This is a genomic window from Cellulomonas sp. Y8, from assembly GCF_008033115.1.
Taxonomy (GTDB): Bacteria; Actinomycetota; Actinomycetes; order Actinomycetales; family Cellulomonadaceae; genus Cellulomonas.
Window position 1 is genome coordinate 3,269,724 of sequence record NZ_CP041203.1, and the last position, 22,077, is coordinate 3,291,800.

22 protein-coding genes are annotated in these 22,077 nt (G+C 75.7%); 8 read left to right on the forward strand and 14 right to left on the reverse strand.

The window, feature by feature from the left end; genetic code table 11:
* Positions 1 to 22: 22 nt before the first annotated feature.
* The 4 genes from FKM96_RS14795 to FKM96_RS14810 all read right to left on the reverse strand — a co-directional run bounded on the left by FKM96_RS14795 (position 23) and on the right by FKM96_RS14810 (position 5,431).
* Positions 23 to 1,765: an endonuclease/exonuclease/phosphatase family protein gene (locus FKM96_RS14795; protein WP_246854996.1), complete on the reverse strand. Its 1,743-nt coding sequence runs from the start codon at positions 1,763 to 1,765 to the stop codon at positions 23 to 25.
* Between the two features lie 338 nt (positions 1,766 to 2,103).
* A complete protein-coding gene (locus FKM96_RS14800) occupies positions 2,104 to 2,604 on the reverse strand; it encodes an NUDIX domain-containing protein (RefSeq protein WP_246854997.1) in 501 nt (166 codons plus the stop codon).
* A 5-nt stretch (positions 2,605 to 2,609) separates the two neighbouring features.
* A complete protein-coding gene (locus FKM96_RS14805) occupies positions 2,610 to 4,409 on the reverse strand; it encodes a biotin carboxylase N-terminal domain-containing protein (protein WP_147795885.1) in 1,800 nt (599 codons plus the stop codon).
* A 344-nt stretch (positions 4,410 to 4,753) separates the two neighbouring features.
* Positions 4,754 to 5,431, reverse strand: coding sequence for a nucleoside triphosphate pyrophosphatase (locus FKM96_RS14810; protein ID WP_147795886.1), 678 nt, complete (start codon positions 5,429 to 5,431; stop codon positions 4,754 to 4,756).
* A 97-nt stretch (positions 5,432 to 5,528) separates the two neighbouring features.
* Between FKM96_RS14810 and FKM96_RS14815 the strand changes: the two genes are divergently transcribed.
* A complete protein-coding gene (locus FKM96_RS14815; RefSeq protein WP_147795887.1) occupies positions 5,529 to 6,236 on the forward strand; it encodes a vitamin K epoxide reductase family protein in 708 nt (235 codons plus the stop codon).
* 76 nt (positions 6,237 to 6,312) lie between these two features.
* Here the strand turns inward: FKM96_RS14815 and FKM96_RS14820 are convergent, their stop codons facing one another.
* The 4 genes from FKM96_RS14820 to FKM96_RS14835 are packed head-to-tail and all read right to left on the reverse strand — an operon-like array spanning position 6,313 to position 10,519.
* Positions 6,313 to 8,031, reverse strand: coding sequence for a DUF885 domain-containing protein (locus tag FKM96_RS14820; RefSeq protein ID WP_147795888.1), 1,719 nt, complete (start codon positions 8,029 to 8,031; stop codon positions 6,313 to 6,315).
* Positions 8,032 to 8,082: 51 nt separating this feature from the next.
* Complete coding sequence (locus tag FKM96_RS14825) at positions 8,083 to 8,316, reverse strand: acyl-CoA carboxylase epsilon subunit (RefSeq protein ID WP_246854998.1); 234 nt, start codon at positions 8,314 to 8,316, stop codon at positions 8,083 to 8,085.
* Entirely contained in the window at positions 8,313 to 8,897 is a 585-nt protein-coding gene (locus tag FKM96_RS14830) for a hypothetical protein (RefSeq protein ID WP_246854999.1), read from the reverse strand. Before FKM96_RS14830 ends, FKM96_RS14825 begins: the two co-directional genes overlap by 4 nt.
* Positions 8,894 to 10,519 (reverse strand): acyl-CoA carboxylase subunit beta, encoded by a 1,626-nt coding sequence (locus FKM96_RS14835; protein ID WP_147795889.1) that lies wholly within the window; start codon positions 10,517 to 10,519, stop codon positions 8,894 to 8,896. Before FKM96_RS14835 ends, FKM96_RS14830 begins: the two co-directional genes overlap by 4 nt.
* Before the next feature lie 119 nt (positions 10,520 to 10,638).
* Here FKM96_RS14835 and FKM96_RS14840 point away from each other — a divergent pair, with 119 nt between their 5' ends.
* The 4 genes from FKM96_RS14840 to FKM96_RS14855 all read left to right on the forward strand — a co-directional run bounded on the left by FKM96_RS14840 (position 10,639) and on the right by FKM96_RS14855 (position 14,434).
* Positions 10,639 to 11,529, forward strand: a complete 891-nt coding sequence (locus FKM96_RS14840) for a biotin--[acetyl-CoA-carboxylase] ligase (RefSeq protein WP_147795890.1) — start codon at positions 10,639 to 10,641, stop codon at positions 11,527 to 11,529.
* Positions 11,526 to 12,590, forward strand: coding sequence for an adenylate/guanylate cyclase domain-containing protein (locus FKM96_RS14845; RefSeq protein ID WP_147795891.1), 1,065 nt, complete (start codon positions 11,526 to 11,528; stop codon positions 12,588 to 12,590). Before FKM96_RS14840 ends, FKM96_RS14845 begins: the two co-directional genes overlap by 4 nt.
* Positions 12,587 to 13,033 (forward strand): glyoxalase/bleomycin resistance/extradiol dioxygenase family protein, encoded by a 447-nt coding sequence (locus tag FKM96_RS14850; RefSeq protein ID WP_246855000.1) that lies wholly within the window; start codon positions 12,587 to 12,589, stop codon positions 13,031 to 13,033. Before FKM96_RS14845 ends, FKM96_RS14850 begins: the two co-directional genes overlap by 4 nt.
* 93 nt (positions 13,034 to 13,126) lie before the next feature.
* A complete protein-coding gene (locus tag FKM96_RS14855; RefSeq protein ID WP_371300536.1) occupies positions 13,127 to 14,434 on the forward strand; it encodes a multidrug effflux MFS transporter in 1,308 nt (435 codons plus the stop codon).
* Between the two features lie 156 nt (positions 14,435 to 14,590).
* Here FKM96_RS14855 and FKM96_RS14860 read toward each other — a convergent pair whose 3' ends face one another.
* From FKM96_RS14860 to adhE, 6 genes are all read right to left on the reverse strand, one after another.
* Positions 14,591 to 15,871: an aminotransferase class I/II-fold pyridoxal phosphate-dependent enzyme gene (locus FKM96_RS14860; RefSeq protein ID WP_147795892.1), complete on the reverse strand. Its 1,281-nt coding sequence runs from the start codon at positions 15,869 to 15,871 to the stop codon at positions 14,591 to 14,593.
* An 82-nt stretch (positions 15,872 to 15,953) separates the two neighbouring features.
* Entirely contained in the window at positions 15,954 to 16,355 is a 402-nt protein-coding gene (locus tag FKM96_RS14865; protein WP_147795893.1) for a PIN domain-containing protein, read from the reverse strand.
* Positions 16,340 to 16,597, reverse strand: coding sequence for a type II toxin-antitoxin system Phd/YefM family antitoxin (locus FKM96_RS14870; protein WP_147795894.1), 258 nt, complete (start codon positions 16,595 to 16,597; stop codon positions 16,340 to 16,342). Before FKM96_RS14870 ends, FKM96_RS14865 begins: the two co-directional genes overlap by 16 nt.
* An 85-nt stretch (positions 16,598 to 16,682) precedes the next feature.
* On the reverse strand, positions 16,683 to 16,805 hold the full coding sequence (locus tag FKM96_RS14875; protein WP_147795895.1) for a molybdopterin oxidoreductase: 123 nt from the start codon (positions 16,803 to 16,805) through the stop codon (positions 16,683 to 16,685).
* Positions 16,806 to 16,920: 115 nt separating this feature from the next.
* The gene (locus FKM96_RS14880) at positions 16,921 to 17,445 is read right to left on the reverse strand and encodes a hypothetical protein (protein ID WP_147795896.1); all 525 of its coding nucleotides are present in this window, start codon (positions 17,443 to 17,445) and stop codon (positions 16,921 to 16,923) included.
* Positions 17,446 to 17,585: 140 nt separating this feature from the next.
* Positions 17,586 to 20,300 (reverse strand): bifunctional acetaldehyde-CoA/alcohol dehydrogenase, encoded by a 2,715-nt coding sequence (adhE, locus tag FKM96_RS14885; RefSeq protein WP_147795897.1) that lies wholly within the window; start codon positions 20,298 to 20,300, stop codon positions 17,586 to 17,588.
* Between the two features lie 347 nt (positions 20,301 to 20,647).
* On the opposite strand from adhE, the gene FKM96_RS14890 reads away from it, so the two are divergent.
* The 3 genes from FKM96_RS14890 to FKM96_RS14900 all read left to right on the forward strand — a co-directional run bounded on the left by FKM96_RS14890 (position 20,648) and on the right by FKM96_RS14900 (position 22,069).
* Positions 20,648 to 21,016 carry a hypothetical protein gene (locus FKM96_RS14890; RefSeq protein ID WP_246855001.1) on the forward strand — a complete coding sequence of 123 codons (369 nt, stop codon included), beginning with the start codon at positions 20,648 to 20,650 and terminating at the stop codon, positions 21,014 to 21,016.
* A 125-nt stretch (positions 21,017 to 21,141) separates the two neighbouring features.
* Positions 21,142 to 21,519, forward strand: coding sequence for a hypothetical protein (locus FKM96_RS14895; RefSeq protein ID WP_147795898.1), 378 nt, complete (start codon positions 21,142 to 21,144; stop codon positions 21,517 to 21,519).
* 31 nt (positions 21,520 to 21,550) lie between these two features.
* Entirely contained in the window at positions 21,551 to 22,069 is a 519-nt protein-coding gene (locus tag FKM96_RS14900; protein WP_147795899.1) for a hypothetical protein, read from the forward strand.
* Positions 22,070 to 22,077 lie beyond the last annotated feature (8 nt).

Consider the following 22,077-nt stretch of genomic DNA (forward strand, 5'->3'; position numbering starts at 1 on the left):
GGCGTGGGCGGCCCCGGCGCGGTCAGCCCGCCCGGACCTCCGTCACCAGCGCCAGGTGGTCCGACGAGTCGTCCGCGAGCACCCGCGCCTCCGCGAACGCGACCCCGCCCCGCCCGAGCACCCAGTCGATCCGGACGGCGGGCTCGTTGCTCGGGTGGGTGAGGACGCCCTCGGCGCCCGCGGTGTCCATGGCGCTGACCCAGCCGGCCTCGTCCAGCGCGTCGAGCTCGGCGGAGCCCGGCTCGGCGTTGAGGTCGCCGGCCAGCACCGACGGCCCGTCGTCCGGGAGCGCGGCCTCGAGCGCCGCGAGCTGGTCGAGCCGGGTGTCCACGTTGTCGTCCCGGTGCTGCAGGTGCACCGACGTCACCCGCACGGACTCGCCCCCCGGGCCCGCGACCCGCGCGGTGAGCGCCGACCGGTCCTGGGGCCCGGCGCCGTACGGCAGGTCGACGACCTCGACGTCGGTGAGCTCGGTCCGGGACAGCAGGGCGTTGCCGAACTGCTGGTCCGCGGCCGGGGCGAACGCCACGTGCATGCCGAGCCGGTGCCCGAGCCAGGTGAGCATGTCCGCGCCGCCGCCGAGCACCCAGCCGCGGGACACCTCCTGCAGCGCGACGACGTCCGGGCCCTGCGCCTCGATGGTGCGGGCGATCTGCTCGAGGTCGACGGCGGTGTGCGCGGCGACGCCGTAGTGCAGGTTCCAGTCGAGCACCACGAACGTGTCGGGGTCCGCGTCGGCGGCGGGGGCCGGTGCGGCGAGCGTCGCGGACACCCAGCCGACCAGCAGGAGCACGACGGACGGCAGCACGAGGAACCGCAGCGCGTTCGCGCGCAGCGGGGGAGCGGGCTCGCGGGCCCCGGCCTCGGACGCCGTGGGCGCCGCGGCCTCGGCGGGCTCCGCCGGCGTGCGCCACCGCAGGCCGCCGGTCGCGAGGAGCGCCGCCGCCAGCACGACGACCCACGCGTTGTCGACGCCGAGCGGCACGTCGTAGCCCAGCAGGTAGAGCAGCAGCACGACGACGAGCCCGAGCCCGACGCCGCCGGTGGCGAGCGCGGTGCGCGGGATCCCGGGCGGCGCGGGCCGGCGGGTCTTCAGCGCGACCGTGAGCACGACGCCCGCGGCGGCCTCCGCGACCAGGATCGCGACGAGCGCCGGGACCCCGGTGGTGAGGAACGCGACCGCGGTGGCGACCGGCAGCAGGACGGCCGCGGCCCAGCGCACGGGACGGGCCATGATCCGCGGGACCAGAAGCAGCCAGGCGGTGAGCGCCGACGCCAGCACGGTCGCGGTCCCCGCGGCCATCAGCGGCAGGTGCGACTGCGCCGCCGCGAACGCCGGGTTGCCCAGCACCATCACGACCAGCGCGAGCGCGGGGCCGAGCACCCAGGTCCGTCGCGGCCGTCCGGTCGCGGTCTCGCGACGCGCGACCCACGCGAGGGCGACCGCGAGCAGCACCAGGACGACGGCCACCACGCTGCCCAGCACCCCGCCCCGCCACAGCGGGTCCCAGGTGCCGAGCGCCAGCTGCAGCCCCGCCGACAGCCCGGTGCCGAGCGTGAGTCCCAGCGCCGCCTGCCGCCCGCCTCCCGGGCGGCCCGCGACCAGCGTCGTCGCCAGCACCAGCGCGGCGACGGCGAGCGAGGCCGTGACGAGCCCGGCGGCGAACCGCGTCCCGTCGTGCACCACCTGCGTGACCAGCCGCGCCGCACCGAGGGCGACGACGGCGACGAGGGGCCGTCCGGCCGGACGCGGTGCCCGGGCCACGGCGGCCGGTGCCGAGCAGCGCGAGCGCGGCGAGCAGTCCCGCCCCGAGGAAGGTGACCAGCGCGGCGCCGGCGACGGCGACGGTGCTGACGGCGAACGCCCGGTTCAGCACCGGGCCGGCGGCGCGCACGGCGTCGAGCGCGAGGACGGTGACCAGCGCGACGAGCGAGACCCGGGTCGCGGTGCCGGCGTCCGGCGGGAGCGGGCTCCCGGCCGGCGACGGTGCGGACGCGGCGGGCACCGACGGCGGTGCGGCTTCGGGGACGCTCACGCCGTCAACGTAGTGGGCGGCGTGCCGCGCGGGCGAACGACATCCCCCGCGCGGGCGCCCGCGGGCGTCAGGACGCGGCGCCCTCGACGTCGGGCGGCAGCGCCGCGCGCAGGGCCGGCCAGGCGTCCGCGAACGCGGGCAGCAGCGGCAGCGCCGGGACGTCGTCGAGCGCGACCCAGGCGATCGCGAGGCTCTCGTCGTCGGTGGGCCGCGCGTCGACCGGGCCGGACGTGACGGCCACGATCGTCGTGTACGACCAGTCCTCGTGGTCGAGGACGTGCTCGCCGACCACCCGGACGGACGTGGGCTCGATGCCCGCCTCCTCCTCCGACTCGCGCAGCGCGCCGTCGACGGCGGACTCGCCGGTGTGCCGGGCGCCGCCGGGCAGGCCCCAGGTGCCGCCCTGGTCGCTCCAGGGCGCGCGGTGCTGCAGCACGACGGCGGCGGCGTCGGTGGCCGTCGCCGGGCGGGCCAGCAGGAGGCCGGCCGCGCCGGCGGTGCCCCAGTGCCGGCGGCCGCACCGGCACTCGACCCACCCGTCGCCCGGGTGGTGGGGTCGCCGCGGCACCGCGGTCAGTCGACGATCTCGCAGATGGCGGTGCCCGCCGCGACCATCCCGCCGACGTCGGCGGACAGGGACGCGATGGTGCCGGCGCGGTGCGCGACCAGCGGCTGCTCCATCTTCATGGCCTCGAGCACCACGACCAGGTCGCCCTCGGCCACGGTGTCGCCCTCCCCGACCGCGACCTTGACGATCGTGCCCTGCATCGGGGAGGTGAGGGCGTTGCCGGACGCGGCGGCCGGGCGGCCCGCGGCGCGGCGGGGGGCCGAGCGGCGGGGACCCGCTGCGGCGGCGCGGCCGCGACCGGCGCGCAGCGCGAGCGCCGCCGGGAGCACCACCTCGAGGCGCTTGCCGCCGACCTCGACGACCACGCGCTCGAGCTCGGTGGGCTCGCCGTCCTCGTCAGGTCCGCTGGCGGTGACGGCGGGCGTGCCCGTGAGCGTGGGCAGCCGGTCGGCGAACTCGGTCTCGATCCACCGCGTGTGCACCGCGAACGGCTGCTCCGGGTCGGTCGGGACGAAGGCCGGCTCGGCCATGACGGCGCGGTGGAACGGCACGACCGTCGGGATGCCGGCGATCTCCAGCTCGGCCAGGGCCCGGCGGGCGCGCTCGGCGGCCTGCTGCCGGGTCGCGCCGGTGACCACCAGCTTGGCGATCATCGAGTCGAAGGCGCCCGACACGGTGTCGCCCTCGACCACGCCGGAGTCGACCCGGACGCCCGGGCCCGCGGGGAACCGCAGCGTCGAGATCTTGCCGGGCGCGGGCAGGAACCCGGCGGCCGGGTCCTCGCCGTTGAGGCGGAACTCGAAGGAGTGGCCGCGGGTCTCCACGTGGTCGTAGCCCAGCGGCTCGCCGTCGGCGATGCGCAGCTGCTCGCGGACCAGGTCGATGCCGCTGATCTCCTCGGAGACCGGGTGCTCGACCTGCAGGCGGGTGTTCACCTCGAGGAACGAGATCGTCCCGTCGGCGGCGACCAGGAACTCGCAGGTGCCGGCGCCGACGTAGCCGGCCTCCTTGAGGATGGCGACCGAGGCGTCGACCAGCTGGGCGCGCTGCGCGTCCGAGAGGTACGGCGCGGGCGCCTCCTCGACGAGCTTCTGGTGCCGGCGCTGCAGCGAGCAGTCGCGGGTCGACACGACGACCACGGTGCCGTGCTCGTCCGCGAGGCACTGGGTCTCGACGTGCCGCGGCCGGTCCAGGTACCGCTCGACGAAGCACTCGCCGCGGCCGAACGCCGCGACGGCCTCGCGGACCGCGGAGTCGTAGAGCTCGTCGATCTCCTCGGAGGTGCGGGCGACCTTGAGGCCGCGGCCGCCGCCGCCGAACGCCGCCTTGATCGCGACCGGCAGGCCGTGCTCGCGGACGAACGCGTGCACCTCCTCGGCGCCCGAGACGGGGTCGGGTGTGCCGGCGACCAGCGGGGCGCCGGCGCGCTGCGCGATGTGCCGCGCGCTCACCTTGTCGCCGAGGTCGCGGATCGCGGCGGGCGGCGGGCCGACCCAGACCAGCCCTGCGTCCAGGACGGCCTGGGCGAACTCGGCGTTCTCCGAGAGGAACCCGTAGCCCGGGTGCACGGCGTCGGCGCCGGAGCGGCGGGCGACGTCGAGCAGCTTGGCGATGTCGAGGTAGGTCTCGGCGGCGCGGGCGCCGTCCAGGGCGTACGCCTCGTCGGCGACGCGCACGTGCAGCGCCTCGCGGTCGGGGTCCGCGTAGACGGCGACGGAGGCGAGGCCGGCGTCGCGGCAGGCGCGGGCGATGCGGACGGCGATCTCGCCGCGGTTGGCGACGAGGACCTTCGAGATGCGGGGCACGGCTCACCGTAACGCGGGGGGCCTCCGGCGTTCACGCCCGCGGCCGGTCGCGCCGCGAAGATCGCCGAACCGGCCAACGGGGTCCCCGCGCCGTTGGAGGGTTCCACAGCGGGCACGCGGCACCGGGTGCGCGGCCCGGCGCGCCCTTGTCCGCCCCCGACAAACCCGCGAGGCCCGGCGACCGCCCCGCGGCGGCCCGGCCACCCCGCGGACCGCCGCGCCGACCGGGTAGCCGACACGTCGAGCGAGCAGTCGCCGACTACCCCCTCGACGTGTCGGCTACCCGCTCGCGTCCGGGGCGGCGCGCGGCCCGCGCGGCCGGCGCGTGCGGGCGGGGCGGCGGGTCAGGACGGGAGGCGGGTCCAGAGGGTGTGCAGGGGGACGCCGCGCGCGGCCAGGAGCTCGCGCAGCAGCGGGAGGCTGAGGCCGACGACGCCGTGGTGGTCGCCCTCGACGCCCGTGATGTACGCGCCGCCGAGGCCGTCGATGGTGAAGGCGCCCGCGACCCACAGCGGCTCGCCGGTGGCGACGTAGGCGTCGATCTCGGCGTCGGTGACGTCGGCGAAGTGCACGACCGTGGTGGACGTGGCGCCCGACTCGCGGCCCGCGCCGCCGCCGTCGCCCGCCCCGTCGCCGTCCCCGCCCACGCCGCCGCCCGCACCGCCGCCGCCGTCCCGCCCGTCCACGAGCCAGTGCCCCGTGTGCAGCCGCCCGCTGCGGCCGCGCATCGCCCGCCACCGCGCGGCGGCGTCCGCGGCGTCGGCGGGCTTGCCGAGCACCTGCCCGTCGAGCTCGAGCATCGAGTCGCACCCCAGCACCAGCGACCCCGCGTGCCCCGGCGCGACGTCCCGGGCCTTGGCGCGGGCCAGCAGCAGCACCGCCTCGGCGGGCGGCACGTCGCCGGCCGCGACCAGCACCGCGGGCTCGTCGACGGACGACACCGCGACGGTCGGCTCGATCCCGGCCGCGCGCAGTGTCGCGAGCCGGGCGGGGGAGGCGGAGGCGAGCACGAGGGTCGTCACCCGGCGAGCGTACGGCCAGGTCGGGGACGTACGTCCCTCGGCCGGCACCGCCCGCGTGCCGATGATGTCCGGGGAACTCCCAGGAGGGGATGCGACGATGACGGGCGTGACCGAGGACAGCGCGCGGGCCACGCGCCCGAGCGGCGCAGCAGCCGACCCGACCGACCTGCTCGACCAGGACCCCGTGGACGACGACCCCGGCTCCCCGGCGCGCGCGGCGTGGCGCCGCCGGACCGCGATCGAGATGGCCGTGTCCGGCGTCATCGGGCTGTTCACGTCGTTCGTGCTGTCGATCGAGGCGTGGCACCTGGCGAAGGACCCGACGGCGGCCCTGTCCTGCGACCTCAGCTCGGTGATCTCGTGCAGCACCGTGGCGCTGTCCCCGCAGGCCGAGGTGCTCGGCTTCCCGAACGCGTTCCTCGGCATCGCGTTCGAGTCCGTGGTGATCGCGATCTCGATCGCGGGCATCGCCGGGGTGCGGTTCCCGCGCTGGTACATGCTCGGCACCCAGGCGCTCTACACCGTCGCGCTGGTGTTCGCGTGGTGGCTGTTCCTGCAGTCCTACTTCGTCATCAAGGCGCTGTGCCCCTGGTGCCTGCTCATCACCGTGACCACGACGCTGGTGTGGGCCGGCCTCACCCGGTGGAACGTCCGGGACGGCCACCTGCGGCTCCCCGGCCGCGCCGGCCCGTGGGCGCGGGGGTTCGTGGCCTCCGGAACGGACTGGTACGTGACGATCGCCGTGCTCGTGCTGTTCGTGGCCGCGATCCTGCTCAAGTACGGCCCGTCGCTCCTGGCCTCCTGAGCCGCGCGACGCACCCCGCACGCACGAGGGCCCCCGGACCGCGCAGGTCCGGGGGCCCTCGTGCGTCCCGCGCCGGTCAGGCCAGCGCGGTCCGCAGCACGTCGAGCGGCAGCGCGCCCATGCCGAGCGCCCGGGCGTGGAACGCGCGCAGGTCGAACGCCTCGCCGCGGGCCTGCGCGGAGTCGCGGGCGCCGTCCCGGATCTGCTCCCAGATCCGCTGGCCGATCTTGTACGAGGGCGCCTGGCCGGGCCAGCCGAGGTAGCGGTTCAGCTCGAACCGGATGAACTGCTCCGGCATGTTGACGTTGGCGCGGAGGAACTCCCACGCCTTCTCGGCGTCCCAGGTCCCCCCGCCCCAGCGCTCCGGCGCCTCGAGGCCGAGGTGCACGCCGAGGTCCAGCACGACGCGGGCGGCGCGCATCCGCTGCCCGTCGAGCATGCCGAGCCGGTCGCCCGGGTCGTCCAGGTGCCCGAGGTCGGCCATGAGCCGCTCGGCGTACAGCGCCCAGCCCTCGCCGTGGCCCGACACCCAGCACGCCAGCCTGCGCCAGGAGTTGAGCTGCGCGCGGTTGTAGACCGCCTGGCCGACCTGCAGGTGGTGGCCCGGGACGCCCTCGTGGAAGACGGTGGTCCTCTCGCGCCAGGTGTTGAACGTGGTGACCTCCGGCGGCACCGACCACCACATCCGGCCGGGCCGGCTGAAGTCGTCGGACGGGCCGGTGTAGTAGATCCCGCCGTTCTGGGTCGGGGCGATCCGGCACTCCAGGGTGCGGATGGCGTCCGGGATCGTGAAGTGCACGCCGTCGAGCGCGGCGACCGCCGCGTCGGAGGTCTCCTGCATCCAGCGCTGCAGCGCCTCGGTGCCCTCGAGCCGGCGCGACGGGTCGGCGTCCAGCGCGGCCACGGCCTGCTCGACGGTGGCCCCGGGGCCGGCGATCTCGGCGGCGACGGCCTCCTGCTCGGCGACGACCCGCGCGAGCTCCTCGAGCCCCCACCGGTAGGTCTCGTCCAGGTCGACGGTCGCGCCCAGGAAGTACCGGGACCACAGCGCGTAGCGCTCCCGGCCGGCGGCGTCCTCGACGGGCGCCTGCGGGGCGAGCTCGTCGCGCAGGAACGTCACCAGGTCGGCGTAGGTCTGCCGGGCCGCCTCGGCCCCGCGCTCCAGGTCGGCGCGCAGTGCGTCGCCCCCGGCCTCGATCGCGGCCGCGGCCTCCGGGCCCTGGACGAAGGAGGTGAAGAACGAGGACGACGGGTCGGCCAGGTCCTCCGCCTGCGCGATCGCCTCGCGGACCTGGCGGATCGCGGGGACCTGCCCGCGCGACGCGGCCAGGCGCAGCGACTCGACGTAGCCCGCGCCGGCGCTCGGCAGCCCGGCGAGCCGCTGGGCGGTCGTCGCCCAGGCCTCGGGGCCGTCGGTGGCCATGATGTCGAAGACGTCCCGCATGCCCTGGACGGGCGAGGCGATGACGTTGAGGTCGGCGAGCCACTCGCCGGCCTCGTGCAGCTCCAGGTCCAGGCCGAGGCGCTCGCGCATCGCGGCGAGCGTGATCGCGTCCACCTCGTCGGCGGGGGCGAGGCCGTCCAGCTGCGCGAGCGTGGCGCGGGCCGCGTCGGCGCGCGCGTCGTGCCCGGCGGGGGACAGGTCGGTGACCTCGTGGTCGTGGCCCGGGACGCCCAGCGCGGTCGCGCCGAACGGGTCCAGGGCGGCGGTCGTGGCGACGTAGGCGTCGGCGACGGCGTCGATCGGGGTCGCGGGGCGCTGCGGCGCCCCGGTGGTGTCGGGTGCAGTGCTCACCCGGTCGACCCTACCCGCGCCGAGCCGGGGCGCCCGGGCTTTTCCGGCGCGTCAGCGCAGGCTGCGCCGCCAGGCGTCCGGCCCGGTGCGCCACGCCCCGCGCGCGCCGGGCAGCGTGCGGGCGCGGTCCGCCCAGCCCGCGCGCGGCAGCGCCTCCTCGACCACGTCGTCGCCGGGCACCGACGCGGCGACCAGCCCGGCCACCAGGGCCGCCAGCTCGACGTCGTCCGGCGTGCCGCGGACGACCTGGACGTGCGGCAGCGCCGCGGCGTCGCCCGCGCTCACGCCTCGTCCCCGCCGTCCTCGTCGTCGTCGAACGTGACGGGCGCCCCGCGGGACGCCCCCCAGCCCTCGACGGTGAAGCCGCTGTCCAGCAGGCGCTCGACGATCTCGGCGCCCCCGTTGTCGACGATGCCGAGCACGGCGTCGATCGACTGGTCGTGCGGGGCGGCCGGGACGCTGACGACGAACCCGAGGTGGAACTCGTCGGTGTCCTCGTCCGCGGCGGGCGCCTCGGACGGCGCGGCGTCGTCCTCCCAGGTCATGCCGGTGAGCTCGGAGTGCATGCCGAGGCTCTCGTGCAGCAGGTCGTACAGCCGGGCGTTGAGCGCGGAGACGCGGGACTCGAGCGCGAGCACCCGCGGGTCCTCGTCGGCCTCGGAGGCGCCGAACTCCGCGCGCACGCCAGCTGCGGTGTCCACGTACTCGTGCAGGGCCGCGGCGAGCCCGTCCACCACGCCGTGCATGGCGCCGGTGTCGACGCCGGGCAGCGGCTCGGGGCCGTGCGCGCCGCCCGCGTGGTCGTGGGCGCCGTGGTCGTGACCCCCGTGGTCGTCGGGGCCGGGCAGCAGCGGGTCGCCGGTCACAGCGGGATGTTCCCGTGCTTCTTGGGCGGCAGCGCGGCGCGCTTGGTCCGCAGCACGCGCAGCGCGCGCACGATCTGCGACCGGGTCTCGGCGGGCGCGATGACCGCGTCCACGTAGCCGCGGTCCGCGGCGTCCCACGGGTTCACGATGGCCTCCTCGTACTCGCGGGTGAGCCGGGCGCGCTCGGCCTCGACGTCCCCGCCTGCCTCGGCCACCTGCTTGAGCGCCCCGCGCTGCAGGATGTTCACCGCACCGCCGGCGCCCATGACCGCGATCTGCGCCGTGGGCCACGCCAGGTTCACGTCGGCGCCGAGCTGCTTCGACCCCATGACGATGTAGGCGCCACCGTACGCCTTGCGCGTGATGACGGTGACGAGCGGGACGGTCGCCTCCGCGTACGCGTAGATGAGCTTCGCACCGCGGCGGATGATGCCGTTCCACTCCTGGTCGGTGCCGGGGAGGAAGCCCGGGACGTCGACGAACGTCAGCACCGGGATGCTGAACGCGTCGCAGGTCCGGACGAACCGGGCCGCCTTCTCCGCCGCGTCGATGTCGAGCGTGCCGGCCATCGTGAGCGGCTGGTTGGCGACGATCCCGACCGCGTGCCCCTCGACCCGGCCGAAGCCGACCAGCACGTTCCGCGCGAACAGCGGCTGCACCTCGAGCAGGTCGCCGTCGTCCAGCACGTGCTCGACGACGGTGCGCATGTCGTACGGCTGGTTGTCCGAGTCCGGGACGAGCGTGTCGAGCTCGAGGTCCTCGTCGGTGACCTCGAGCTCGGCCTCCTGCGGGTAGGCCGGCGGGTCGGTGAGGTTGTTCTGCGGGAGGTAGGACAGCAGCGAGCGCACGTAGTCGAGCGCGTCGTCCTCGTCCGAGGCCAGGTAGTGCGCGACGCCCGACCGGGTGTTGTGCGTGGTCGCGCCGCCGAGCTCCTCGAAGCCGACGTCCTCGCCCGTCACCGCGCGGATCACGTCCGGGCCGGTGATGAACATGTTGGACGTGCCGTCGGCCATGACGATGAAGTCGGTGAGCGCGGGGGAGTACACCGCGCCGCCGGCCGAGGGGCCGAGGATGAGGCTGATCTGCGGGATCACGCCGGACGCGGCGACGTTGCGCCGGAAGATCTCCGCGAACTGGGTGAGGCCCGCGACGCCCTCCTGGATGCGCGCGCCGCCGCCGTCGCTGATGCCGACCAGCGGCATCCCGGTACGCAGCGCGAGGTCCATCACCTTGGTGATCTTCTGGCCGTGCACCTCGCCGAGGCTGCCGCCGAACACCGTGAAGTCCTGGGAGTAGACCGCGATCGGCCGGCCGTCGACCGTGCCGTGCCCGACGACGACGCCGTCGCCCGGGACGCGCTTCTTGTCGAGGCCGAAGTTGGTCGAGCGGTGCCGGACGAACGCGTCGAGCTCGGTGAAGGAGCCCGGGTCGAGCAGGGCCTCGATGCGCTCGCGGGCGGTGCGCTTGCCGCGGGCGTGCTGCTTCTCGGCCGCGGTCTGCTCGGGCTCCGCGACGGCGCGGCGGTGCCGGTCCGCGAGGTCGGCCACCTTGGCGGCGGTGCCGGCGGGCCGGGGGGCGGCGGGCGTGGCGGCGGTCTGGTCCGCCGGGAGCTGGTCGGTCACCCGCACGAGGCTAGTGGCCGGACGGCGCGGCACACCTGGGCGACGGGCACGGACTCGCGCGCGCCGGGTCGTGCGAATGCCACAACGTCCCCGCGAGCGCGCCGGGCGAGGATGGACCCGTGGACGAGACGAACCCGGAGGGACCGGCCCGCGCCCCGCTGCGCGTCGCCGAGGTGCGCGCCGCGCTGCTGCACCCCGCCGGGCCGCTGCGCCGGTGCGAGGTGCTGCCCGCGGCGGGCTCGACCAGCACCGAGCTGCTCGCGCGGGTGGCCGCGGACCCCGCGTGGGCGGACGGGGGGCTGCTCGTCGCCGAGCACCAGCAGGCCGGCCGGGGCCGGGCCGACCACGCGTGGAGCACGCCGCCGGGCGCCGCGCTCACGCTGTCGCTCGCGGTGCGCCCGGGCGTGCCGCGCGACCGATGGGGCTGGCTGCCGCTGCTGACCGGGCTGGCGGTGGCGCGCGCGGTGCGGGCGACCACGGGGCTCGGGGCCGGGGTGAAGTGGCCGAACGACGTGCTGCTGCCGGCCGCGGACGGGGTCGACCTGCCCGGCTGGGGCGCGCACCGCAAGGCCGTCGGCGTGCTCGCCGAGGTGGCGCCGGCGGGCGACGCCGTCGTGCTCGGCATCGGGATCAACGTCGACCAGGTGCCGGAGGAGCTGCCGGTGCCGAGCGCGACGTCGCTGCGGGTCGCGGGGGCGCCGGGCGCCGACCGGACGGCGCTGCTGCTCGCCGTGGTCGGCGAGGTCGTCGCGGTGCTCGAGCGTTGGCAGGACCGCGGCGGCGACGTCGCGGCGGCGGGGCTGGACGCGGACGTGGCGGCCGCGTGCCTCACGCTGGGCCGGACGGTCCGCGCCACGCTGCCGGACGGCTCGGAGCTCCGCGGGACGGCCGAGCGGATCGACCGGGACGGGGCCCTGGTGGTCCGGGACGTCGACGGGGCCGAGCGGGTGCTGCTCGCCGGTGACGTGCGTCACGTGCGCCCGGTCGGTGAACTAGGGTCGCAGTCGTGACGGACGAGGTGCAGGACGGGGTGCGGGCGGCCGCGCTGGACGCGGCGCTGCTCGGCGGCCCGCGGACGCTGTCCCTGCGGGACCTCGCCGCGCGCTCGGGCCTCGACCTGGAGCTGGTGCGGCTGTACTGGCGGACGCTCGGGCTGCCGCACCCGGACGCCGACGACGTCGCGTTCACCGGCCGGGACGCCGAGGCCGTCGAGCGCGTCGCGGCGCTGCTCCGCGACGACCACGTCCGCAGCCGCACGATGATCTCGCTGACCCGGGCGCTCGGGCACACCAGCGACCGGCTCGCGCTCTGGCAGGTCGAGGCCCTGGTCGAGGACATGGCGACCCGCCGGGACCTCGACGACCCGGCCGCCCGGCGCGCCGTCCTCGACGAGCTGCCGCGGCTCGCGCCCGTCCTGGAGGCGCAGCTGCTGCACTCCTACCGCCGGCACCTGGCGTCGATCGCGGCGCGGTACGCGGTCGAGTTCGCCGCCGACGGCGAGACCGGGGCGGCGGAGGCCGACCCCGCCGCGCTTCCGCTCGCGCGCGCCGTCGGGTTCGCCGACATGGTGTCGTTCACCCGCCGCACCGCCGGCCTGGGCTCCACCGACCTGTCCGACTTCGTGCAGCGGTTCGAGACCGCGGCGCGGGACGTGGTCACCCAGTGCGGCGGTCGCGTGGTCAAGACCATCGGCGACGCGGTGCTGTTCGTGGCCGACGACGTGCGAACCGGGGCGAAGGTGGCCCTGGAGCTCGCGCGGGTGCTCGGCGGGGACCTGGACGTCGAGCGCGAGCGCGGCGCCGGGGGGCTCGCGGAGGGCGCGCGGGGCGTCACGCCCGTGCGCGTCGGCGTCGTGTGGGGCCGGGTGCTGTCCCGGTTCGGCGACGTGTTCGGGCCGTCGGTCAACGTGGCGGCACGGCTCACCGACATCGCCGACCCGAGCACGGTGCTCACCGACCCGGCGACCGCGCGCCTGCTGCTGGACGCGCCCGGCATGCTGCTGGAGCCGCTCCCGGAGCGGGAGCTCGAGGGGATCGGGGCGCTGGCGCCGGTCCGGATCCGGACGGCGTGACGGTGGCGGGGCCGGAGGCCGGGGGCGCGGGCGGCGGGCGCCCCGTGCGCCAGCTCCGGCTCGTCGTCGAGGCCGAGGACTACGACGCGGCGCTGGCGTTCTACCGCGACGTGCTCGGGCTCGAGCAGCTCGAGGCCTACGAGGGCGGCGACGGCGCGCACGTGGCGATCCTCGACGCCGGCCGCGCGACGCTCGAGATCGCGAACCCCGCGCAGGTGCGTCTGATCGACGACGTCGAGGTCGGCCGCCAGGTCGCCCGGCACGTGCGGGTCGCCTTCGAGGTGGCCGACACCCGGGCGACGACGGCCCGGCTGGTCGACGAGGGCGGCGCCGAGCTGGTCGCGCCGCCGACCGAGACGCCGTGGCGCTCGCTGAACGCGCGGCTCGAGGGTCCGGCGGGCCTGCAGCTGACGGTGTTCCAGGAGCTGGGCCCGGAGGACTGACCCGCCGGGGGCACGGGCCCGTGCGACGGTGACCTGCGCGGGGATCGAATCGATTCGCTCCGGGCCGTGGCGCGTGCGACGATGCAGCACGAGATGAGCACCGGCGAACCCGTCCCGACCCCCGCCCGACCCTCGACGACCGCGGCGGCGCCGGCGGCCACCCCGGCCTCCGCGCCCGCGTTCCGGCCCACCGCGAAGTACGTCCTGCTGCTGGGCGTGATGACCGCGCTGCCCGCGATCACCACCGACATCTACCTGCCGTCGCTGCCCGACGTGGCGCGCGACCTCGACACCAGCGCGGCCGCGGCCCAGCTGACGATGACGATGATGCTGGTCGGCGGCGCCGCCGGGCAGCTGGTCATCGGCCCGCTGTCCGACCGGTTCGGCCGCCGGCTGCCCGTGCTGATCGGCGTCGCGCTGCACGTCGTCACGTCCCTGCTCTGCGCGATCGCGCCGGCGATCATCCCGCTCATCGGGCTGCGCATGGTGCAGGGGTTCTTCAACGCGTCGGCGTCGGTGGTCGCGATGGCGGTGATCCGGGACCGGTTCGTCGGCCCGGACGCGTCGCGGCTGCTGTCCCGGCTGATGCTGGTGATCGGCGTCGCCCCGCTGTTCGCCCCCAGCGTCGGCGGGCTGATCGCGGGGCAGTGGGGCTGGCGGGCGGTGTTCGTGGCGCTCGCGATCTACGGCGCGGGGCTCTGGGTGGTCGTGCTGCTCCGGCTCCCCGAGACCCTGCCCCGCGAGCGGCGGCTGTCGTCCGCCCGCGGCGTGTGGAGCGGCTACCGGGTGCTGCTCCGGGACCGGCACTTCGTCGCGCTGGCGCTGCTGCCCGGCCTCGGCCTGGCGGTGCTGATGAGCTACGTCGTCGGCTCGCCGTTCGTGCTCCGCGAGGGGTTCGGCCTGACCGCCGGGCAGTTCGCGCTGGTGTTCGCGATCAACGGCATCGGGCTCGTCGGCGGCGCGCAGGTGAACGCCGCGCTGGTCCGCCGGTACGCGCCCATCCAGATCATCCGGGTCGCGCTGCCCGCGTCGTTCGTCCTGGTGCTGACGCTGCTGGTCCTCGCGGTGACCGGCGCGGGCGGCCTGCCCGCGCTGCTCGTCGTGCTGTTCCTGACCATGTCCCTGGTCAACTTCACGCCGCCCAACGCCTCGGCGATCGCGCTGTCGCGCCACGGCGAGCGCGCCGGCACCGCGGCGGCGTTCATCGGCGCGCTGCAGGCCGGCGTGTCGGGTGTCGTCGCGCCGCTGGTCGGCGTGCTCGGCGAGTCGGCCTGGGCGATGGCGACCGTCATGCTCGCGGGCGCGGGCGGCGCGCTGCTGGTGCTCGCGCTGGCGACGCCGGCGTACCGCCGCGGCGGCTGGACCGAGGGCGGCCTGGGCTCGGCGGTCGACACCCGCTGACCCGCGCCGGGGCGGCCGAGCGCGGTCGCTACCTGCACCGGCGGGGCCGCGCCCGTGCCGGTGCCCACCGCGGTGGTTCCGGCCGAGCGCGGTCGCTCCGGCTACCGCGCTCGGCGCGACCCACCGCGCTCGGCGCCGGCGTGGGCGGGCGCCGCGTCAGCCCGCCAGGCCCGCCAGGCGCTCCGCCGCCTCGCGCAGCACTGCCTCCTGCTTGACGTACGTGAACCGCACCGCCGTGCCCAGCGCGCGGTCCGCGGCCGAGCCGTCGTGGGTGAACGCGCCGACCGGCACGCCGACCACGCCCGCGAGCCCCGGCAGCGCCCGGCACAGGTCCGCGGCGTCGCGCAGGCCGTGCCGCGCCAGCGGGCCCGCGAGCAGCCGCGCGGCGTCCGCGACGACGAAGTAGGTGCCCTGCGGGCGCACGACGTCGAACCCGGCGGCGGTCAGCCCGGCGCTCAGCAGGTCGCGGCGCCCGGCGAGCGAGCCGGCGAGCCCGCGCACGTAGCCGGCGTCGGGGGAGTCCGTGGTCTCCAGGTCCAGCGCGTGCGCGATCGCGGGCTGGAACGGCGCCCCGGACACGTAGGTGAGGAACTGCTTCACGGCGCGCACGGCGTCCACCAGTCCCGCCGGGCCGGTGACCCAGCCGATCTTCCAGCCGGTGAACGAGAACGTCTTGCCGGCCGACGAGATCGTGAGCGTCCGCTCCGCGGCGCCCGGCAGCGTGGCGAACGGGACGTGCGGGACGCCGTCGTAGGTGAGGTGCTCGTAGACCTCGTCCGTGACGACCACGCAGTCGTGCCGCGCGGCGACCTCCGCGACCACCGCGAGCTCCTCGCGGGTCAGCACCGCGCCCGTCGGATTGTGCGGGGTGTTGAGCAGGATGACCCGGGTGCGGTCGGTGACCGCGGCGCGCAGCGCGTCGGCGTCCAGCCGGAACCCGTCCGGGGTCGCCGCGAGCGGGGCGGTGGTGTGCCGGGCGCCGGCCAGGCCGATCACCGCGGCGTACGAGTCGTAGAACGGCTCGAGGGTCAGCACCTCGTCGCCGGGCTCGGTCAGCGCGAGCACCGCGGCGGCCAGCGCCTCGGTCGCGCCGGTGGTGATCAGCACCTCCGTGTCCGGGTCCGGGGACAGGCCGTAGTGCCGCGCCTGGTGCTCGGCGACGGCGCGGCGCAGCTCCGGGATGCCGGGGCCGGGCGGGTACTGGTTCACGCCGGCGGCGATGGCCTCGGCGGCGACCCGCTTGACGGACTCCGGGCCGTCGACGTCCGGGAACCCCTGACCGAGGTTCAGCGCGCCGGTCCGCACGGCGAGCGCCGACATCTCGGCGAAGATCGTCGGTCGCGGCACGCCGTCGGCGCCGAGCAGCCCGGCGGCCCGGGCGGCGTCGCGCCAGCGGCCGGGCGTCGTGGGGCGGGCGGGGGAGGGCGTGCCGGTCATCGCGGTCCTGTCGTGAGGGGACGCGAGGAGGGTAGTCCGGCCTGCCGGCCCGGGGCCCCGGTGCCCGCGGACCGGTCGTCCGTCACAGGGTGACGGCGTGGACGCCGGGGAGCTCGGCGAAGCGCGCCCGCCGGTCGGGGGTCACCACGACCCGGCCGTGCTCGGCCGCCTGCGCCGCGATGATGAGGTCGTGCGCGCCGCGCGGGCCGCCGGTCCGGCGCACGTGGGCGAGGAGCCGCGCGTGCTCGGCAGCGGTGCGCGCGGTGTAGTCGAGGACGGTGGTGGTCGCGGTGATCGCGGCGAGCACGCGACGGCGACGCGCCGCGCGGTCCGCCGTGGCCGCCAGCTCGATCCCGACCCGGAACTCGGCGACCGTGACCGCCGCGATCGCCAGGTCGTCCTCGTCCGCGACGACCTGGGGTCCCGCGCGACCGCGCTCGAACGCGATGAGCGCCCCGGTGTCCAGGATCAGGCGTCGCGCCACGGCACGGAGTCGCGGGTGAGCAGCCGGGTCGCCGTCCCGATGTCCGCCTCGAGGTGGTCGTCCAGCGGAGGCAGGCCGGCGAGCGCCCGACGCAGCGCGCCCGCCGTCGACGAGCTGCCCGCCGATCGGACCTCCGCCACCGCCCGACCGGACCGCGTGATCGTGAACGTCTCGCCGTGCGCGACCGCGTCGAGCATCCCGGGCAGGTGGCGGGACGCGTGCGTGGCGGTGACGGTGCGCATGCGTCGAGCCTAGGGACGCGGGCACGGAGACGACAGAGGGAGTTCCCGACCTGTGGACGACGGCCGCGCGTGCGGGTCCCGGGCGTCAGAGCACGCCGGACGCCGCCGCCAGGCCCGCGAGAACCAGCAGCACCAGCGACCCCCACGCGCACGCGACCCACCACGGCACGTGGTGCCGGGTCCGGGTGCGCGTGTGGTGCGTGGTCATGCCTGTGTGATCGGCACCACGCGGCCGGGCTCAAGCGGTCGGGACCGACTCGCCCGGGTGACTTCCCGGCGGGGGTGTCACCCGGTCGCCACCCGGCCCCGGCCGGCGGCCGGCCTCAGCCCTGCTCGGTCTCCTGAACCTGCTGGGACAGCTGCTCGACCTGCTGCGCGAGCGTGTCGAGGGCGTCGGCCGTCGTGGCGTCGACCTGCGAGGACGCCGAGTCGAGAGCCGAGCGGGCCGAGTCGAGCGCGGAGCGCGCGGAGTCGAGCTGCTCCTGGGTCGCGGCGGTGCCGTCGGCCTGGGCCTGCTCGAGCGCCGCGGTGGCGTCGTCGATCGCGGTGGACGACTGGTCGACCGCGCCCTGCGCGGCCTCGCGCGCGCTCGCGTCGAGGTCCTGGAGCCGGGCGCGGGCGTCGTCGACGGCGGACTGCGCGGACTCGACGCGCTCGCGGACCTGGTCGGCGAGGTCGCGCAGGTTGCCGGCGGCCTCGCTGGCCGAGTCGGCGACCGACTGCGCCTGGGACGCGACCTCCTCGGCCTGGGAGCAGGCGCCGAGCGCGAGCGCGGCGGCGAGCGCGAGCGGCAGGGCGGCCGCGGCGCGGGCGCGGCGGGCGGGACGTGCGGTGCGGCGGGTGGTCATCGGCGGGCCTCCTCGTCGGTGGACCGCCCAGTGTGCCAGCCGCACCTGGGAGCGGACGCAGAGGAACGCCCCGCCCGCGACGGGTGGTCGCGGGCGGGGCGCTCGGGCGAGCAGCGACCTGGGTCAGGTCGGAGGGACGCTCAGGCGTCGGCCTCCGCCGGGGCCCCCGCCCCGGCGGGCGCGCTCTCGGCGCCCTGCTGCTGCTCGCGGCGGCCCCGCACCTCCGCGACGGAGGTGCCGTAGTAGGCCGCGGTCATGATGTCCTTCATGTCCGCCCGCATCGGCATGCGGGGGTTGGCGGGCGCGCACTGGTCCTCGTACGCGCCCATGGCGACCTCGTCGAGCCGGGACAGGAAGTCCTGCTCGTCGACGCCCTGCGCCTGGAAGGACGACGGGATGCCGACCTTGGCGCGCAGCGCCTCGATCGCCAGGGCGTAGGACTCGACGCCCTGCTCCGGGGTCTCGGCCGGCAGGCCCAGCATCTGGGCGATCTGCTGGAACCGCTCCGGGGCCACGTAGTGCTCGTACTTCGGCCAGCTGGTGAGCTTGGTCGGGATCTGGCCGTTGTACCGGATCACGTGCGGCAGCAGCGTGGCGTTGGTCCGGCCGTGCACCAGGTGGAACGTCGAGCCGATGACGTGCGCCATCGCGTGCACGATGCCGAGGAACGCGTTGCCGAACGCCATGCCGGCGATGGTGCCCGCATTGTGCATCTTCTCCCGGGCGTCCTTGGTGGCCGGGTCGGCCGGGTCGCCGTTCACGGACTGCGCCAGGTTGTCGAAGATCAGGCGGATCGCCTGCAGCGCCATGCCGTCGGTGAAGTCGTTGGCGTACACCGCGACGAACGCCTCGGTGGCGTGGGTCAGGGCGTCGAAGCCGGAGTCGGCGGCCAGCGAGCGCGGCATCTTCGAGGTGAGGACCGGGTCGATGATCGCGACCGTCGGGGTCAGCGCGTAGTCCGCCAGCGGGTACTTCTTGCCCGCGTCCGGGTCGGAGATGACGGCGAACGGGGTGACCTCCGCGCCGGTGCCCGAGGTCGTCGGGATGCACACCAGCTTGGCGAGCTCGCCCAGGGTCGGGAACTTGAACGCGCGCTTGCGGACGTCGAAGAACTTCTGCTTGAGGTCGGAGAACACGATCTCCGGGTGCTCGTAGAGCAGCCACATGACCTTGGCGGCGTCCATGGGCGACCCGCCGCCGAGCGCGATGATCGTGTCGGGGCGGAAGTGGCGCATCTGCGCGGCGCCCGCCTGGACGGTCTTGACGCTGGGCTCGGGCTCGACCTGGTCGATGATCTGGACGGACACGTTGTTGCCGCGGCGGTGCAGGACGTCGAGGACCCGGTCGACGAAGCCGAGGGTGGTCATCGTGGCGTCGGTGACGATGGTGACGCGCTCGACGTCGGCCATGTCGGACAGGTAGCGGATGGCGTTCGGCTCGAAGTACGTCTTGGCCGGGACCTTGAACCACTGCAAGTTGTTGTTCCTCCGGCCCACGCGCTTGATGTTGACGAGGTTGATCGCCGAGACGTTGTTCGACACCGAGTTGTGGCCGTAGGAGCCGCAGCCCAGGGTCAGCGACGGGATGAAGGCGTTGTAGATGTCGCCGATGCCGCCGAGCGAGGAGGGCGCGTTCGCGATGACGCGGATCGCCTTGACGCGGTTGCCGTACTCCTCGGTGAGGGCGTCGTCCTGGGTGTGGATCGCGGCGGAGTGGCCGAGGCCGTCGAACTCGACCATCTGCTCGGCGAGCTGGATGCCCTGCTCGGTCGAGGTGGCGCGCAGCACGGCGAGCACCGGGCAGAGCTTCTCGCGGGTCAGCGGCTCGTTCGGGCCGACCGAGCCGACCTCGGCCAGGATGATCGAGGTATCGGCGGGGACGGTGAAGCCGGCCTGCTCGGCGATCCACTGCGGGGACTTGCCGACGACGGTCGGGTTGAGCTTGGCGTCGCCGCAGTTCTTGCCCTTGGCCTCGACCCCGAAGATGAACTTCTCGAGGAGCGCCTTCTCCTTCTTGGTGGCGCGGTACGCGTGCAGCACGGCGAACTCGGCCAGCGCGGCGTCGTAGATCTCGTCGTCCAGGATGACGGCCTGCTCGGAGGCGCAGATCATGCCGTTGTCGAAGGACTTGGACAGCACCACGTCGTTGACGGCCCGCTTGAGCTTGGCGGTCTTCTCGATGTAGGCGGGGACGTTGCCGGCGCCGACGCCGAGGGCCGGCTTGCCGCAGGAGTACGCGGCCCGGACCATCGCGTTGCCGCCGGTCGCGAGGATCGTCGAGACGCCCGGGTGGTTCATCAGCAGGCCGGTGGCCTCCATCGACGGGGTCTCGACCCACTGGATGCAGTGCTCGGGGGCGCCGGCGGCGATCGCCGCGTCCCGCACGACGCGGGCGGCGGCCACGGAGGACTGCTGCGCGTTCGGGTGGAACGCGAAGATGATCGGGTTGCGGGTCTTCAGCGCGATGAGCGCCTTGAAGATCGCCGTCGACGTCGGGTTGGTCACCGGGGTCATGGCGCAGATGACGCCGACCGGCTCGGCGATCTCGGTGATGCCGTTGATCTCGTCGCGGGAGATGACGCCCACGGTCTTGAGCGCCGCCATCGAGTTGGTGACGTGCTCGCAGGCGAAGATGTTCTTGACGGCCTTGTCCTCGAAGACGCCGCGGCCGGTCTCCTCGACGGCCAGCTCGGCGAGCTGCCCGTGCTGGTCCAGCGCCGCGACGGCGGCCTTCTTGACCAGGCGGTCCACGTCCTCCTGGGTGAAGCGGGCGTACTCGGCCAGCGCCTTGGTCGCGCCGGCGACCAGCTGGTCGATGGCCGCGGCGGTGTCGGTGCTCGTCGTCGTGGTGGTCACGGGGACTCTCCCGAGGGTGGTGGGTTGGGGTGCGGAGGGCTCCGTCGACCTCACGACCAGAACGGTATCGAGAAAAGTTTCACAAAGTCTGGGACCGGAGTCCCGGGGACCTCGGTCCCGCCTCGGCGGGTGGGCCGCCGGTCGTGCGCGCGGCGCACGATATGTCGCGAAAATGCGCACAAAGGCGGATCTGGGATCGATTGCGTACATTTGCGTCGCTGGTCAGCGCATTGCTGACAGTGCGTCGAAATGTCGGTAACGTGCGGCGCACCGCGCGTCGGCCCCCGCCGTCCGCGACCACCGACCCGCGGCCGGACCCCCGGCCGGCCGCCGCCGAGGAGGCCCCCGTGCCCACGCTCCAGGACGTCGCCCAGGACCTGATGGACCTCGACGGCGCGATCGCCTTCGCGTTCGTCGACCACACGAACGGGCTCGTGCTCGCGTCCGCCACCTCCGTGCCGTACGACATCGAGCTCGCCGCGGCCGTCGCCACCGAGTTCGTCCGCGCCAAGCTGCGCGCAGTCGAGCAGATGGGTCGCGGCGGGGCGGTCGAGGACATCCTCGTCACGCTGGAGGACGAGCTGCACCTGACGCTGGTGTGCGACCACCCGCGCCTCCAGGGTGTGTTCGGCTACCTCGCCCTCGACCGCCGGCGCGGCAACCTCGCGCTCGCGCGGCGCACCCTGCGCTCGCTCGGCGGGTCCGTCGAGCTCTAGCCGGAGCGGGGACCCGGCGCCGGGCCGCGCCCCCGAATCGCGTTCGGGGGCGCGGAACGGCGATTGGGGTGGTGCCTCCCGGTGGCAGCGTCGCTCCCGTTCCACCGGACGACGAGGAGTGACGCATGATCAGCATGGAGGAAGCAACGGCCCAGGTGATGGCGCTGGACGGCGCGATCGCGCTCGCGGGCGTCGACTACACGAGCGGCATGACGATCATGTCGACCGTCGTGAAGCCGTTCGACATCGAGCTCGCCGCGGCCGTCGCCACCGAGGTGGTGCGCGCGCAGATGCGCGCGATCGACCAGCTGGGCGGCGGGCAGTCGATCGACGACATCCTCATCTCGCTGTCGGACGAGCTGCACCTCATCACCCTGAGCGACGACCCGCGCTACGCCGGCCTGTTCTCGTACCTGGTGCTCGACCGGCAGCGGGGCAACCTCGCGCTCGCCCGCCGGCGGCTGCGCGACCTGACCCAGGCCGGCATCGAGCTCGAGCGCTGAGCCGACCCCGGCGACGACCCAGGAGGTGCGCGTGGACGCCGCGCAGGTGCTCGACACCCTCACCCGCGCGCTGCCGCCCGGGGCGACGGCGTCCTGGCTCGCGCCGGACGGCGCCGCCGCCCCCGGGGTGGCGGCGCCCGAGCCGGGCATCGCGGCGCTGGTCGCGGCCCTCGCGGCCGCGGTCGCCCGGGACGGGGGCGACCTCGCCGGGGACAGCAGCAGCCTGCTCGTCGAGTCGCCGGCGCGGACGCTGCTCGCCCACCGGCTCGGCGGCCACGGCACGCTCGTGGTCGTGGCGGGGCCGGATCTCAACCTGGCGCTGGTCCGTCGGCTGGTCCGCACGGCGCTCGCGGACGGCGAGCCGCGCGGTGCCCACGACGCCCCCGGCGGGCCCACCGGGACCGGTGCCGCGGCCGTCGCGGAGCCCGCCGCCGAGGGTCCGGTGCCGGCCCTGCCGCGACGCGCGCCCGCCGCCCGGGTGACCGACTTCCGCTACGAGCCGGAGGACGTCGAGGTCCTCCGTCAGCTGCGCGAGGCGCTCACGGGCTGACCCGCGAG